The sequence below is a fragment of the Acinetobacter pittii ATCC 19004 = CIP 70.29 genome (genome assembly GCF_000369045.1).
Taxonomy (GTDB): Bacteria; Pseudomonadota; Gammaproteobacteria; order Pseudomonadales; family Moraxellaceae; genus Acinetobacter; species Acinetobacter pittii.
This window is the reverse complement of the sequence record NZ_KB849796.1, coordinates 422,543-436,827: the sequence shown is the minus strand read 5'-3', so window position 1 is coordinate 436,827 and position 14,285 is coordinate 422,543. Positions and strand designations below refer to the sequence as shown.

At 39.4% G+C, this 14,285-nt stretch carries 15 protein-coding genes; 5 read left to right on the top strand and 10 right to left on the bottom strand.

The window, feature by feature from the left end; all coding sequences use genetic code 11:
• The first annotated feature begins 58 nt into the window (after window positions 1-58).
• Window positions 59-1,324 carry a replication-associated recombination protein A gene (gene rarA, locus F928_RS18510; protein ID WP_002119242.1) on the top strand — a complete coding sequence of 422 codons (1,266 nt, stop codon included), beginning with the start codon at window positions 59-61 and terminating at the stop codon, window positions 1,322-1,324.
• 13 nt (window positions 1,325-1,337) lie between these two features.
• On the opposite strand, the gene yfdC is transcribed toward rarA, so the two are convergent.
• From yfdC to dapA, 5 genes are all read right to left on the bottom strand, one after another.
• On the bottom strand, window positions 1,338-2,174 hold the full coding sequence (gene yfdC / locus F928_RS18505) for a formate/nitrite transporter family protein (protein WP_002119112.1): 837 nt from the start codon (window positions 2,172-2,174) through the stop codon (window positions 1,338-1,340).
• Between the two features lie 149 nt (window positions 2,175-2,323).
• Window positions 2,324-2,527, bottom strand: a complete 204-nt coding sequence (locus F928_RS18500; protein ID WP_002119286.1) for a hypothetical protein — start codon at window positions 2,525-2,527, stop codon at window positions 2,324-2,326.
• 191 nt (window positions 2,528-2,718) lie between these two features.
• The gene (gene purC, locus F928_RS18495) at window positions 2,719-3,438 is read right to left on the bottom strand and encodes a phosphoribosylaminoimidazolesuccinocarboxamide synthase (RefSeq protein ID WP_002119240.1); all 720 of its coding nucleotides are present in this window, start codon (window positions 3,436-3,438) and stop codon (window positions 2,719-2,721) included.
• 36 nt (window positions 3,439-3,474) lie between these two features.
• Entirely contained in the window at window positions 3,475-4,077 is a 603-nt protein-coding gene (locus F928_RS18490) for a hypothetical protein (protein ID WP_002119179.1), read from the bottom strand.
• Window positions 4,078-4,092: 15 nt separating this feature from the next.
• Window positions 4,093-4,986 (bottom strand): 4-hydroxy-tetrahydrodipicolinate synthase, encoded by an 894-nt coding sequence (gene dapA / locus F928_RS18485; protein ID WP_002119253.1) that lies wholly within the window; start codon window positions 4,984-4,986, stop codon window positions 4,093-4,095.
• 328 nt (window positions 4,987-5,314) lie between these two features.
• Between dapA and pncA the strand changes: the two genes are divergently transcribed.
• From pncA to norM, 3 genes are all read left to right on the top strand, one after another.
• Window positions 5,315-5,959, top strand: coding sequence for a bifunctional nicotinamidase/pyrazinamidase (gene pncA / locus F928_RS18480; RefSeq protein WP_016802693.1), 645 nt, complete (start codon window positions 5,315-5,317; stop codon window positions 5,957-5,959).
• Between the two features lie 53 nt (window positions 5,960-6,012).
• Entirely contained in the window at window positions 6,013-6,951 is a 939-nt protein-coding gene (locus tag F928_RS18475) for a bile acid:sodium symporter family protein (protein WP_002119155.1), read from the top strand.
• A gap of 176 nt (window positions 6,952-7,127) precedes the next feature.
• Entirely contained in the window at window positions 7,128-8,471 is a 1,344-nt protein-coding gene (gene norM / locus F928_RS18470; protein WP_002119094.1) for an MATE family efflux transporter, read from the top strand.
• A 20-nt stretch (window positions 8,472-8,491) separates the two neighbouring features.
• On the opposite strand, the gene ybbK is transcribed toward norM, so the two are convergent.
• On the bottom strand, window positions 8,492-8,962 hold the full coding sequence (gene ybbK, locus F928_RS18465; RefSeq protein ID WP_005066614.1) for a 2-thiouracil desulfurase family protein: 471 nt from the start codon (window positions 8,960-8,962) through the stop codon (window positions 8,492-8,494).
• A 527-nt stretch (window positions 8,963-9,489) separates the two neighbouring features.
• Here ybbK and hppD point away from each other — a divergent pair.
• The gene (gene hppD / locus F928_RS18460) at window positions 9,490-10,545 is read left to right on the top strand and encodes a 4-hydroxyphenylpyruvate dioxygenase (RefSeq protein ID WP_005078766.1); all 1,056 of its coding nucleotides are present in this window, start codon (window positions 9,490-9,492) and stop codon (window positions 10,543-10,545) included.
• Between the two features lie 70 nt (window positions 10,546-10,615).
• On the opposite strand, the gene araD is transcribed toward hppD, so the two are convergent.
• From araD to fahA, 4 genes are all read right to left on the bottom strand, one after another.
• On the bottom strand, window positions 10,616-11,395 hold the full coding sequence (gene araD, locus F928_RS18455; protein WP_002119135.1) for an IclR family transcriptional regulator: 780 nt from the start codon (window positions 11,393-11,395) through the stop codon (window positions 10,616-10,618).
• A gap of 294 nt (window positions 11,396-11,689) precedes the next feature.
• Window positions 11,690-12,238, bottom strand: coding sequence for a VOC family protein (locus F928_RS18450; RefSeq protein ID WP_002119119.1), 549 nt, complete (start codon window positions 12,236-12,238; stop codon window positions 11,690-11,692).
• 17 nt (window positions 12,239-12,255) lie between these two features.
• Complete coding sequence (gene maiA, locus F928_RS18445; RefSeq protein ID WP_005066626.1) at window positions 12,256-12,888, bottom strand: maleylacetoacetate isomerase; 633 nt, start codon at window positions 12,886-12,888, stop codon at window positions 12,256-12,258.
• Window positions 12,875-14,182: a fumarylacetoacetase gene (fahA, locus tag F928_RS18440; protein WP_005078764.1), complete on the bottom strand. Its 1,308-nt coding sequence runs from the start codon at window positions 14,180-14,182 to the stop codon at window positions 12,875-12,877. The genes maiA and fahA overlap by 14 nt, the downstream gene beginning before the upstream one ends.
• Between the last annotated feature and the right edge of the window lie 103 nt (window positions 14,183-14,285).

Below are 14,285 nucleotides of genomic sequence, written 5' to 3'. Positions count from 1 at the left end.
TTGTAGATTTCTGTGAGACACAATAGACTATAGTGAAAAGACGATAAAGCCATTTGAGATGTCAGACACCCATATTCCACTTCCCGAACGCCTGCGCCCAAGAGACTTGTCTGAAATTATTGGGCAAGACCATTTATTAGGTGAACATGCGCCCTTACGTCAAATGATTGATCAGGGACATTTGCCTTCTATTATTTTTTGGGGTCCACCAGGCGTTGGTAAAACAACGATTGCTTTACTTTTGGCACAAGCGATAGACCGTCCATTTGTGAGCTTGTCTGCGCTGAATACGGGCGTAAAAGAATTACGTGAAGTGATTGCAGAAAGTGGTGATTTACTGACACCTGTAGTTTTTATTGATGAAATTCATCGTTTTAATAAATCACAGCAAGATGCTTTATTGGGTGCAGTTGAAAAAGGCAAAATTACGTTAATAGGCGCGACCACTGAAAATCCATCTTTTGAGGTGAATAGTGCGCTTTTATCACGCTGTCAGGTCTATACCTTAAATAGTTTAGACAGTGAGGCAATTCAGACATTACTCAACAATGCACTTCAAAGCGATAAATTCTTAAAAGAACGTTATATCCATATTGAAGAATATGATGCGCTCATTCAGTTCGCAGCAGGTGATGCACGTAAAGCGCTTAATTTACTAGACTTGATCGCAAGTACTTTTGAACCAGAAGTTGAAAACACGATTACTAATGCGGTTGTGGTAAAAGTCGCTCAGCAAAATATTGCGCGTTATGACAAATCTGGTGAGCAGCATTACGACCTTGTTTCTGCCTTTATTAAATCAATTCGCGGCAGTGATCCAGATGCAACGCTATATTGGATGGCTCGTATGCTTAAAGGTGGAGAAGATCCGGTTTTTATTGCAAGACGTATGCTGATCGCAGCCTCAGAAGACATCGGAAACTCCAACCCAAATGCGCTATTGCTTGCAGGTGAGTGTTTCCGCTCTGTACAAGCGGTGGGTATGCCTGAGGCTCGAATTATTCTAGGTCAAACAGCAGTTTACTTAGCAACGAGTGCAAAAAGTAATAGTACTTATTTAGCGATTAATAAGGCTCTGGAACTTGCTGAAAAAACGGCAAATTTACCTGTGCCTTTGCATTTGAGAAATGCGCCAACCAAGCTTATGAAACAGCAAGGCTATGGTATTAATTATCTCTATCCTCATGATTACCCTGAGCACTTTGTGCTGCAAGACTATTTGCCGCCTGAGTTGAAGGGAACCAAACTCTATGAGTCTGCAAGAAATAAGCGTGAGGTTGAAGGTGAGCGTTTACAGCAACGCAGATGGCAGCAGGAACAATAGTTCCTGCTTTATGCTATTCCAGCTCTTCAGTGACCTGACCATAAATCAGTAGAGTAAACACGCCTGTACCGCCAATAATATTGCCGATAGTGGTAGGGATGAGGAAAGTAAACAGATACTTGCTAATAGAAGCTTCTCCTTGCCAGACCAGATAGGACATTTCTGTAGAACCAACCACTACATGGGTAAAGTCACCCAGTCCTATCAGATACGTCATGAAAAAGATGAGCAGAAACTTATTACTGACTGAAGGCAACATCCAGACCAATGCAGCAATTAACAGCCCTGACATAATGCCTTTGAGCAGATTCTGAGTGGCAGAAAAGGAGCCCACATGATGTGCGAGTTCATCCAGTGCTTTATCAATATCTGGCGTAAACAGGTGAGTAGTTAGGAAAAATAAACTCGCCAAAGCTGTTCCAATGATGTTGCATAGAATCACAATGCCCCATAAGCGGCCCACTGCTCGTAATTTATCGAAAGTAAAGGGATTAAATAAAGGCACAACTGTGGTGATAGTATTCTCGGTAAAGAGTTGCATGTGACTCAAAATAGCGATCAAGAACCCAATGGTATAACCAACATTAGTGATTAAATCGGTCCAGACTGCATCAGCTGGGAGATAAGCAGCAATAATCGCTTTAAATACAAATGAAAAACTGATGACTAAACCCGCGGCAATCCCTGAAAAGATCAATGCAGTTGTTGGACGATCAAGCTCTTCGGCACCATCACGGCGGATAATTTCATAAACCAGACGGGGTGACAGTTTCTCATGTTCTTCGACTGCCATTTTTTCACGCCAGCTTAAAGTTTTCTCGACTTTCTTTTCCTCTATTTCATGGTCCATCAGGTTTACTCCTCACTGTATAAATATCTTATATTTATTGTTTTATTTATTGTTAAGGCAGTGTTCAGGATAAATCTAGTCTATTCATAACAGCTTTATGTGTCTTTTTATAAATTGAATGCACAATGGCTGGATCATCAATCACAAAATCAAAGAAAAGTATAAGCTCTTAAAGTACGGATGAGTGCCATATAGTCGCCTTGAGAGGCTTTAGCAATAACAGATTCAATCTCTGCCTGACTCCAGCCTTGTTTTAAGGCAGAAGTGCTAAAGTTGTTTAATAAGACCAAAGGATTTTCACCAAAATGGATTGGATGATTCATTAATCTCTTTTCAAGCTTAGATAATTCCATAGGTTCATCCGAGTTTTTAAATTTAATTATTGTGAAGTGCTTTGTGTTTTTTTAGATTTTAGTGTTTTAAATTAAGATTATGCAAGTGTTAATTTATTGAAATAGACAAATCTGTCTACATTGTTTGGGGTGCATGGCGCTGAATATAAAAAACCGGGCTTTAGCCCGGTTTTTTTATGAAGTTTTACTGATTAGATGTCAGATAAATCTACGCCTAAACGAGCAGCAACTTCTTCATAAGCTTCAACAACACCGCCTAAACCTTGACGGAAACGGTCTTTGTCGAGTTTCTTCTTAGAGTCTTTATCCCATAAACGGCAGCCGTCTGGAGAGAACTCATCACCAAGCACGATGCGGTCATGGAAAACACCGAATTCAAGCTTGAAGTCCACCAAAATCATGTTGCCTTCAGCAAATAATGCTTTTAATACATCGTTTACCTTATAAGTTAAAACTTTCATTTGTTCTAACTGTTCAGCAGTCGCCCAACCTAAAGCAATCGCTTGAGATTCGTTAACCATTGGGTCGCCTAGACCGTCATCTTTATAGAACAATTCAAATGTAGGAGGAGTTAACTCTTTACCTTCTTCTACACCTAAGCGACGGCATAGAGAACCAGCTGCGTAGTTACGAATTACACATTCAACTGGAATCATTTGAAGTTTTTTAACAAGCACTTCAGTTGGAGAAAGCAATTTTTCAAAATGCGTTTCAATACCCGCAGCAGCAAGTTTTTCCATGATGAAGGCGTTAAAACGGTTGTTCACCTTGCCTTTACGATCTAGTTGTTCGATTTTTTCGCCGTTGAACGCAGAGGCATCATCACGAAAGACTAAAATCAGATGGTCGGCATTGTCTGTTTCATATACAGATTTTGCTTTACCAGTATAGAGCAAGGTTTGTTTTAACATGAGGGAACCTTTTTAAAAAAAATGCCTAGTAAACGACTAGGCTGGCCAATTTTGGTAAATCTGGTTTAACACTTCAGCAGCCACATCTGGGCTTGCAAAAGTGTTATCTACATTAAATAGAGCAAGAGTATGACTAGAACCTACACCAGTAAGTTTAAGCACATAAGTATTGTCATTTACTTTAATCGTCGCTTGATTACTGCCTTGAGCGATGATGTTGAAATTTAAAGTACTTAACGTAGCTTTGGTGTATTGCCAGATCTCGGCTGTATTTCCATCAACTTTTAACAACGGATTTTTATTACCGTCAGTCACAAGCTGAGGACGTCCAAGCGCAGTCGTCGTTTGAGCAGAGGCATCTAGTGTCGCATTACCTTGCGTTTGTTCAGGGCGTGGCAGTGCATAGCGGTTGCCACGCTTATTTTCAAACTTCGGTGCGTTATCGATAGCGCGCTGTTCTACAGTTGGTGCAGGATACAAAGGTGTCGCTGGTCGTACAGTTGCATCGGCAGGATATTCAAGCGGGGCAAGTTGCTTGGCATTTTTATAATCTAAAGAGTGATTATTAATTGCGAAGCGACCACAACCAGCTAAACTTAAGGCTGAAACTGCAAGGACTAAACCAAGACGTAATTGCATCATAAATTGCTCTTATTAAATAATTCCCGCATCTTTTAGGGCATTGCGGAGAGGTTCGCGATATTGCTCAGCGAGAGGAGTGAGTGGTAAGCGAATACCAGTATCAATCAGTCCCATCTCATGTAGTGCCCATTTCACAGGAATTGGGTTTGATTCGCAAAATAGAATATTGTGTAAATTTGCAATCTTATTGTTAAGCGTCTTCGCTTGTTGTTCATCTTTGGCAATCGCAACAGCACATACTTCACTCATTGCTTTAGGTGCAATATTTGCAGTAACCGAGATGTTGCCGTCAGCGCCAAGAAGCATAAGTTCCCATGCTGTCTCATCATCACCTGAGTACACAGCCATCTTGCCGTTTAACGCCTCAATTAAAGCTTTACCACGAGGTACGTCACCTGTTGCATCTTTAATGCCAACAATATTCGAGATCTCTGCTAAACGTACAGCTGTGTCGTTTGAAAGGTCTACGCCAGTACGACCAGGTACGTTATAGAGAATAAGCGGTAATTCAACAGCTTCAGCAATCGCTTTATAGTGTTGGTAAAGGCCTTCTTGGGTTGGCTTGTTATAATATGGTGTTACAAGTAAAGCAGCATCTGCGCCAAGCTCTTTAGCAGCTTTAGTTAATTCGATTGCTTCACGGGTTGAGTTTGCACCAGTACCGGCAATAATTGGAATACGTTTATTGGCTACACGAATAATTTCTTTAATAACCTGTGTGTGCTCTTCCATGCTCAATGTTGAGGCTTCGCCGGTTGTACCGACGGCTACAATACTGTTTGTACCTTGTTCTATGTGCCACTCAACCAGCTTCTCAAGACCCTTCCAATCTACACCGCCGTCTTTCAACATTGGTGTGACGATTGCGACGATTGAGCCTTGAATGGTCTGTGCTTGCTGAGTCATTTTTAAAAATATCCTATTTATCCATCCGAATCTGAGGTAAGAAAAACAAAATGTGGGATGGTTGCAGTATTTTGATTGTCCAGTTCTAACAATAACAGATTGTTGAATGACAATTATGCAAATTATGACTGATCAGACGCATAAGAACAATACGCCTAACGGATAATCGCGATGTAAACTTGAGGAAAAGATAGGATGTTTTCATTATTGCGCGCTAAGAATACCCAGTAAACATAACAATACGGCTTGATTCGACTGAGCCTTACTTAATATGGGCTTTTTTTGTGGCAAGATAGAATGCAATTTCCCAGTTGGGATTGAAGATGACATGAAAATGAATAAACAACCACAAAATGCGGTTTTAATCGTAGTTGATGTACAAAATGGTTTTACACCGGGTGGAAATTTAGCAGTCGCCGATGCCGATATAATTATTCCAACTATTAACCAACTTGCTGGTTGTTTTGAAAATGTCGTCCTGACTCAGGACTGGCACCCGGATAATCATATCTCTTTTGCAGCCAATCATTTGGGTAAGCAGCCATTTGAAACCATTGAACTCGACTATGGACCACAGGTACTTTGGCCTAAGCATTGTGTAAAAGGTACTCAAGATGCCGAGTTTCATCCTGATTTAAATATTCCGACAGCTCAACTGATTATCCGAAAAGGCTTTCATGCTCATATTGATAGCTACTCGGCTTTTATGGAAGCAGATCACGCCACCATGACCGGTTTAACCAGTTACCTAAAAGAGCGTGGCATTGATACGGTTTATGTGGTCGGAATTGCCACGGACTTTTGTGTAGCATGGACTGCTTTAGATGCAGTTAAGCAAGGTTTTAAAACTTTAGTGGTTGAAGATGCTTGTAAAGGGATTGATCTGAATGGTTCGTTAGAACACGCGTGGCAAACCATGCAGCGACAAGGTGTTGTTCGTATTCAGTCGACTGATCTGTTGAGTAAGCACTAAGTATATTGCTCTGATTTTTACTTTTATATTTTAATTTTTTAGGGATAGAAAGTATGGCTGCATTCCTACGCTTTACCCAATTTATTCAAAAAACTTTTGCCCTATGGGTGATTGTTTTTGCAGTGCTAGCGCTATGGCAGCCTGAATTTTTTGTCTGGCTCAAAGCGTACATTCCATGGATTTTGGGCATTATTATGCTTGGTATGGGAATGACCATGACCGTCGATGACTTTAAAGGGGTATTACAAAGCCCTAAAGCGGTATTGATTGGGGTGGTTGCGCAGTTTGTGGTGATGCCGGGCTTAGCATATGTTCTATGTAAATTATTTAATTTACCGCCTGAAATTGCGGTTGGGGTCATTTTGGTGGGTTGTTGCCCAGGGGGAACGGCTTCAAATGTGATTACCTATATGGCCAAAGGCAATGTGGCGTTATCGGTAGCCTGCACATCGGTATCAACACTTTTAGCACCTGTATTAACCCCTGCGATTTTCTATCTGCTTGCTAGTCAATGGCTAAAGATTGATGCAGCTTCGATGTTTATTTCGATTTTGCAGGTGGTGCTACTACCTATTGTAGTTGGTCTAATTTTAAGAACATGGCTTAAACGTCAGGTCGAATCTTATATTCAAGTGATGCCTTTAGTTTCGGTCATTGCAATTGTAGCGATTGTGGCAGCTATTATTGGTGGAAGCAAAGCAGCAATTTTACAGTCGGGTTTGCTTATTTTGGCTGTGGTGATTTTACATAATGGGCTTGGATATTTATTAGGTTTTACCGCAGCGCGTTTCTTTAAATTACCTTATGCGGACAGTAAGGCGATTGCTATTGAAGTGGGGATGCAAAACTCAGGCTTAGGTGTTGCGCTCGCAGCAGTCCATTTTGCTGCGTCTCCGATTACAGCAGTACCAAGCGCGATTTTCAGTCTTTGGCACAATATTTCTGGGCCTGCACTAGCGACTTATTGGGCGAGTAAACACAAACAAGAATAACTGTATAAACAACATTCATTAGGAAAAAAGGCCAAACGAATAGTTTGGCCTTTTCATTTAAAGCACATTTTATAGGAGCTTAATTTAGAACTGGTATGTCTTTTGCTTTGGATTGATGCACTAAAAATAACGTGAATATGAGTATAAATCGTAAAGAAAAATAAGGCATTTCCTTGATGAACCAGATTTTTAAATTATTTATTCCCATGCTCTCAAGCAATTTAATTCTAGTTTTAAGTGGATTGGTTGATATTGCTTATGTAGGGCATTTTAGTAACGATCATGTAGCAGCATTATCGGTGACCTTATCTCTATATACAGTGATCTATGTCATTGGTATGGGGATTCTACAAGGTGTGATACTTAAGCTTTCAGAAGCTTATGGTTGCCATGACATACCACGTATTCGTCAAATTTTTATTCAAGGCATTTGGCTGATGTTATGTTCGGCATTGCTGAGTATTGGCTTGCTTTACTTGTTCCGTGATTTACCAAAATTATTTGGTGCATCTGAACATGTTGTGTCAATTACTAAAAACTGTATTTGGCTTTTGGTATTTATTTTACCTGCCCATTTACTGATGCGCTTATTTACAGCTTTGTCTCAGGTCACTGAAAATGCGCATAAGGTTTTACTATCAGATAGCATTTTCTTCATTCTTAAAATTATTTTGTCCTATCTTTTGATTTATGGTGTCGCTTCATTTTCAATTCCGCCACTTGGTGCAATAGGGGCTTTGTTAGCCACTCTCATTGTACGGTGGTTTATGTTGGCTGTTTACTACCTGTTTTTTCTGGAGAAAAGATACATCTTTATTGAGCATCCCGAACAGTCAGTTGAAGATAGCCGACAAAGTCTGCGTATGATTTTAAAAATAGGTATACCGACTGCGATCATGGCGTTGATGGATGTTGTTGCATTTTGTTCGGTTGCTATTCTGATTTTACCTTTCGGGAGTGTGGTGTCAGCGGCACATCAAATTGTCGCGAGTACTGGCGGCTTCATGTTTATTTTTCCTTCGTCAATTGCCTCGGCTTATAGCATTTTAGTGTCACGATCTGTGGGCAGCGGAAACATGGAAGAAGCAAACAAAATTGCCAGACAAAGTATATGGGTGATTATGGCAGTAAGCGGCAGTCTATCCCTGTGTTTATGGCTGGAGAGGGACTTAATTGTCACCTTTTATTCAGATGATTTGGCTGTTCAGATTTTGGCTGCATCACTGCTGTTGATTGTCTGTATGTCTCACTTTCTAGATGGCTTAATGACGTTATTGACCTCTTTGCTGCGTTGTTGGGATGTGTCGATTTTACCAATGCTGATTTTCTTGGTCGTGGTGTTATGTTTCGGATTAGGCGGTGGTTGGTGGATGGCCTATAAAGGACTGCATTGGCAAGATATCTCGATTTCTGCGATGGGAATTTATGGTTTCTGGTGGATGGCTGCCATAAGTTATTTAGTGGCTTGTCTAATGAGTGCCATCTGTTTCCATTTTAGAAAACAATTAAGAGGTTTTTGATTAGGTAGATCAACACACTCTTAAAGAGGATGTTCTACTAACCAATCTTCAATCTCATTTTCAGAAATTACTTCAAAGCCATGGCGTTGCAAAAGCGCTGTGGTGATTCCAACTCCTGTAATTTTCTCACCTTGGAAAGTACCGTTATAAATTTTTTGGCTACCACAAGATGGGCTATTCTCTTTTAAAACCACACAAGTTGCTTTTATTTGCTGCGCAACTTCTAGGGTGCGGTAAGCACCTTTTAAATATAACTCTGTCACATCTAAACCAGATGAATCGATAATTTTTGCTTTGCCATCAAGCACATCTTGACCTGTTCCGCCCACAATTTCTGCGGGTAAACGGGGAGTGGTAAAACCACCTAATAGCTCTGGGCATAATGCATGGGCTTTTTTATTGATTAATAGCTGCTTAAGTCGGGTATTTGGACAAGATTTACCATCATATCGAACAGGTTCACCAATTAAACATGCGCTGACTAAAAGCATAGTTTTCCAAACTCAAAGCAAGAGAGATTTTTGAAGATAAAGAATCATAAACAGAATATCGAATATGACAATTGATTTTAAAACAGGCAAATTAAAAGATTACTAAAATTATGCAATTCATAATTAAGTTATGTATTGCATAATTTAATTGTTTTTAGTAGCATCTAATTCAAGGTAAATGGCCATTGGAGATCCAACAAGGATGTTGGTCTCCATAAATCTATAAATGATTTTTAGGAAAAGACGATTTTTAAGGGTTTATTGAAAAATCTCAATCGTACTTTTAGATAACAAAGGACAGTGTGTATGGAAAACAAACACCACATGGAACGGAAATTAATCATTAAAGGCTCTACGCTCATCATATCTTCGTTTTAATGACTCGTTTTTTTCTCATAGGATGTGTTGGGTTAAGCCAATTTGACGGTTCAAGTCTTCACCCAATGACAACGTATTCTATAGAGAAAGGAGCTGAGTTCATCAGCAATAGAGATAAACGGAACAGGTAATCACCAGAGGGAAACTAGATGGATATTTTAGAGAACCCATTAGAATTATGCGGTTTTGCATTTATTGAGTTTGTTTCAAAAGAAAATGAATTAGATCCAGTTTTTGAAACAATCGGCTTTTCAAAAGTAGCCAAGCATAAATCGAAAGAAGCGTACTTATGGCGTCAAGGAAATATCAATATTATCCTGAATTATCAGCCAGAATCTTATGCTTCATTCTTCTTTAATGAACATGGTCCATCTGCTTGTGCAATGGGCTTTAAAACACGTGATGCAGCAAAAGCTTTCCAAAAAGCGGTAGAGCTTGGTGCTGAACCAATGTATTCAAAAGTTGGGCCAATGGAGCTTAACATTCCGGCAATTAAAGGTATTGGTGGCATGCCAATCTTTTTAGTTGACCGTGATATTTATGAAAATGACTTTGTTTTCTTTGATGATGCCGACAAACGTCCAGTAGGGGCAGGCTTAAACGAGATTGACCACCTAACTCATAACGTCTACAAAGGCCGTATGGAGTATTGGGCAAACTTCTATGAAAAAATCTTTAACTTCCAAGAAATTCGCTACTTTGATATTAAAGGTGAATATACAGGTTTAACGTCTAAAGCATTAACAGCACCAGACGGTAAGATCCGTATTCCGTTAAACGAAGATTCAGACAAAGGAAATGGCCAAATTGCAGAGTTCCTATCTGACTTTAATGGTGAAGGTATTCAGCATATCGCATTTATTTGTGATGACTTAATTTCGACTTGGGATAAGTTAAAAGGCCTTGGTCTGAAATTTATGACGCCGCCGCCAAATACGTATTATGAAATGCTAGAAGATCGTTTACCTGAGCATGGTGAACCGACTGATGAATTAAAACAGCGCGGTATTTTGCTTGATGGTAATACTAAAGACGGTCAGAAGAAGCTGTTATTGCAAATTTTCTCTGAAAACATGATTGGTCCAGTTTTCTTTGAATTTATTCAACGTAAAGATGATGATGGCTTTGGTGAAGGTAACTTTAAGGCATTATTTGAGTCGATTGAACGTGACCAGATTCGCCGTGGTGTTTTAGAAACTAAATAAATAAGCTGAGCTTTATTCCTGATCTTAAAAAACCAAGAGTTTGATCTCTTGGTTTTTTTATGGCTATTGATTAGCGGCTTTTAATATATTGATTAATAAGGTTCACTTCATTTTTCAAGATTTCAATCGTTTTACTGTGAGGGTCGACTGGTAAAAACATTTCACTGTCTAGTGCGACAATACAAAACTCAATACTCTGGTTTGAGTTAAATACAGGTAAACCTACCGCATTAATTCCTGTCAATAAATCGCCTTTCGCTGCCGACATTTGTTGCTGGCGAATGGTGTCTTTAAGCTCTGTAAATGCTTGCCAGTTTTGTGGTGCGATGTGCAGACCAAGTTCCTGATGCTTTTGCCATTCTGCTTCCATTAAGGGACGAACAAAATGTTCTGGAAGATAAGAAGCAAATAGACGTCCCGCAGCAGAATTCACTAAAGGCATAATCGAGCCGACTTTAGTCACAATCGAAATAGGATGGTTTGACTCAATCGATTGAACCACGACAGGGCCTTTTGGTGACCATTTACTAATTTGTATACCGCAACCAATTTTGTTTTGTAGGTCATAAATTAAATGCTGTACCAGCTGTAGTGTGTCGCTATGCTGAACACAGTTGAGACCTAAGCGCCATGCCTGATCACCTAGGGCATATTGCCCATCATCAAGTTGTTTTGCATATTCCATGCGAATAAGGCTAACCAGATAGCGGTGAACTTTTGCAGGATGCATTTCTAGCTTGCTAGACAGATCTTTGAGAATAATAGGTTGATTGTGTTCCAAAAGGGCGTTTAGTACAGATAAACCGACTTCAAGTGATTGAACCCCCCCAGATACTTTTTCTTCAATCATTTAAATACCCTTAATAAATTTACTTCAGCTGTTAAACAGTGACGATCAAAACATAAATTGAAATTGGCGCGTTTTACATCATGCCTGAGCCTAGTGAAAAATAGAAATCACCTTTTTCTATTAGCGAAATTGACATGTTTAATAACCAACAATTTTCTAAAATCACTATGCTCTTATTTATAGCGTAATTTTCTAGAAATTTAGCGGTTTTAAATAATATAAATCGGCATTGATATAGAACTGCTCTTAAAACAATTCTAATCAATGCCGATTTTTTAGTGCGCTCTTTAAAAATTAGGTTCCTAACTCTTCTTCATGCAAGAAATGAGTGTGGTGTGGAGCGCGTTTGGTTTTGCTCCATTCCTCTAGCATTTCAGTTTTCATTTCTTCAGTAATTTTTGCAATTTTTTCTTCAGCATGCGCATCGTTATAAGTCAGTTCTAAACGATGGCCATTTGGGTCAAAGAAATAAATTGAGTGGAAAATGCCATGGTTAGTTACACCTAAGACTTTCACACCATTTTCTTCTAAATGTTGCTTGGCAGCCATCAACGCATTTAAGTCTTCAACTTCAAAAGCAATATGTTGTACCCATTGAGGCGTATTTTCGTCTCGGCCCATTTCTGGTTGAGTTGGCAATTCAAAAAATGCCAAAACGTTACCTTGACCAGCATCTAAGAATAAATGCATATATGGGTCAAAAGCTTTAGTTGACGGCACATGGTCTTCAGCAAAAGCTAAAATGAAATCCATATTGAGCATTTTTTTATACCACTCAACAGTTTCTTTCGCATCCTTACAACGATATGCAACGTGATGTATTTTTTTAATGGCAAATGTCATATTAAAACTCCTTTTTACTATTCCCAATCTGGTTGTTGTTCTGGCGCCGCGTTATAAAAGGCTGGGATAGACAAACAATGGTGATAAATCGATTCAATTTTTGGAAACGCAGATAAATCAATCTTGAAGCGTTTCGCGTTGTAGACCTGTGGAATCAGGCAGCAATCGGCAATTGTTGCTTGTTGTCCAAAGCAAAATTGTCCATTTGAATCTTGAAGTAGCTGTTCGAGATTTTGAAAGCCTTCAATAATCCAGTGCTGATACCAATAATTTTTTTGTTCGTCTGAAACATTTAAGTCATTTTTTAAATATTTCAGTACGCGTAAGTTATTTAATGGATGAATATCGCAAGCGATTGCTTGAGCAAAAGCACGGATTTTGGCTCTCTCTTGCACATCACTTGGAAGTAGTTTGGTTTCTGGATATTGTTCATCCAGATATTCCAAAATACTTAACGATTGAGACAAGGTTAAATCGCCGTCAATTAAAGTCGGGACCAGAGCACTACGGTTTAACTTTAAATAGTCTTCGCTTTGCTGTTCGTTTTTTACTAGATGAACCGGAACAGTCTCATAAGCTAAACCTTTAATGTTCAGACCAATCCGTACTCTGTAGGCTGCAGAGCTACGAAAGTAACTATACAGCTTCATAGTCAGGCTCCGAAGTTTCTGCAAAATCGAAATTTAATGCAGGAAGGACTGTATTTCGAACTTCACCGAAGCCAATGCGAATACCATTTTTCTCACAATGACCTTTCATGATCAGGGTATCGCCGTCTTGCAAGAAACCACGAGTTTCACCATTGGCAAGTGTTAAAGGCTTGGTGGTGTTCCATGTAAGCTCAAGCAAGCTGCCATAAGAGTCAGGTGTAGAACCTGAAATGGTACCTGAACCCATTAAATCACCAACCTGAACATTACAGCCGCCAATGGTGTGGTGAGTAAGCTGTTGAGCCATAGACCAGTACATATATTTGAAATTAGTTTGGCAAATCACGTCAGCTTGTGCCGATTTCGGGCTTTGAATTTCAACACTCAAATTAATGTCATAACTATTCGCGATATTTTCTTGTAAATACGCTAAAGGTTTAGGCTCTTGTTTTGGGCCTTCCACTTTAAATGGCTCAAGTGCTTCAAGTGTGACTACCCACGGTGAGATGGCACTAGCAAATGATTTTGAATTGAAAGGACCTAGAGGCACATATTCCCATTGCTGGATATCGCGTGCTGACCAGTCATTGAGTAATACCATTCCAAAAATATGATCCCACGCATTTTCAATCGAGATCGGTTGACTAAGCTCTGTTGGTTTACCAATAACAAATGCTGTTTCAAGTTCGAAATCGAGTTTACGCGTAGCTGAGAAAACTGGGCGCTCTTCATTTGGAAGTTTAATTTGTCCAGATGGACGTACGACTTGAGTGCCACTGACTACAACAGAACTAGCACGACCATTATAACCAACAGGCAATTCAGTCCAGTTTGGCAGTAAAGCATTTTTAGGGTCGCGGAACATACAGCCTACATTGGTGGCATGTTCTTTAGAAGAATAGAAATCGGTATAACCAGATACTTGAAGTGGTAAATGCAAAGTAACATTGTCTTGCTTAACCAAAACTTCCTGGCGCAATGCTTCATTTTCTTGAAGCGTTAAATTTTCAACCGAGAGAAGAGACTGTAGTGTCTTACGAACTTTTGACCAGTTGGCTTTGCCAGACTCGATAAATTTATTGAGTGTTGGCTGGTTAAAATATGTGTCTTGTTCTGAAAGTTTTAAAAGACCGTGCTTTTCAAGAGCAGCGAGATCAATCACCCAATCACCAATAGCTACACCAACTTGACGCTCACTTTCGTTAGCTCTGCTAAAAACACCGTAAGGCAAATTATGAATAGTGAAATCTGATTGAGGTGAAACTTCAATAAAAGAGTTTAGTTTTTGTTCCATTTTCGCTTCCTTGTCTTTATCTCGGGTCTTATACAAATAAAAGTTCGGTCTAGGACTGAGCTACTCAATAAGTTTTAACCTTTGCTTAGATCATCTTTTGTCT

Coding starts and splice junctions, on each gene's coding strand:
- rarA (WP_002119242.1), top strand. CDS start 59: ATGTCAGACACCCATATTCCACTTCCCGAACGCCTGCGCCCAAGAGAC.
- yfdC (WP_002119112.1), bottom strand. CDS start 2,174: ATGGACCATGAAATAGAGGAAAAGAAAGTCGAGAAAACTTTAAGCTGG.
- F928_RS18500 (WP_002119286.1), bottom strand. CDS start 2,527: ATGGAATTATCTAAGCTTGAAAAGAGATTAATGAATCATCCAATCCAT.
- purC (WP_002119240.1), bottom strand. CDS start 3,438: ATGTTAAAACAAACCTTGCTCTATACTGGTAAAGCAAAATCTGTATAT.
- F928_RS18490 (WP_002119179.1), bottom strand. CDS start 4,077: ATGCAATTACGTCTTGGTTTAGTCCTTGCAGTTTCAGCCTTAAGTTTA.
- dapA (WP_002119253.1), bottom strand. CDS start 4,986: ATGACTCAGCAAGCACAGACCATTCAAGGCTCAATCGTCGCAATCGTC.
- pncA (WP_016802693.1), top strand. CDS start 5,315: ATGAAAATGAATAAACAACCACAAAATGCGGTTTTAATCGTAGTTGAT.
- F928_RS18475 (WP_002119155.1), top strand. CDS start 6,013: ATGGCTGCATTCCTACGCTTTACCCAATTTATTCAAAAAACTTTTGCC.
- norM (WP_002119094.1), top strand. CDS start 7,128: ATGAACCAGATTTTTAAATTATTTATTCCCATGCTCTCAAGCAATTTA.
- ybbK (WP_005066614.1), bottom strand. CDS start 8,962: ATGCTTTTAGTCAGCGCATGTTTAATTGGTGAACCTGTTCGATATGAT.
- hppD (WP_005078766.1), top strand. CDS start 9,490: ATGGATATTTTAGAGAACCCATTAGAATTATGCGGTTTTGCATTTATT.
- araD (WP_002119135.1), bottom strand. CDS start 11,395: ATGATTGAAGAAAAAGTATCTGGGGGGGTTCAATCACTTGAAGTCGGT.
- F928_RS18450 (WP_002119119.1), bottom strand. CDS start 12,238: ATGACATTTGCCATTAAAAAAATACATCACGTTGCATATCGTTGTAAG.
- maiA (WP_005066626.1), bottom strand. CDS start 12,888: ATGAAGCTGTATAGTTACTTTCGTAGCTCTGCAGCCTACAGAGTACGG.
- fahA (WP_005078764.1), bottom strand. CDS start 14,182: ATGGAACAAAAACTAAACTCTTTTATTGAAGTTTCACCTCAATCAGAT.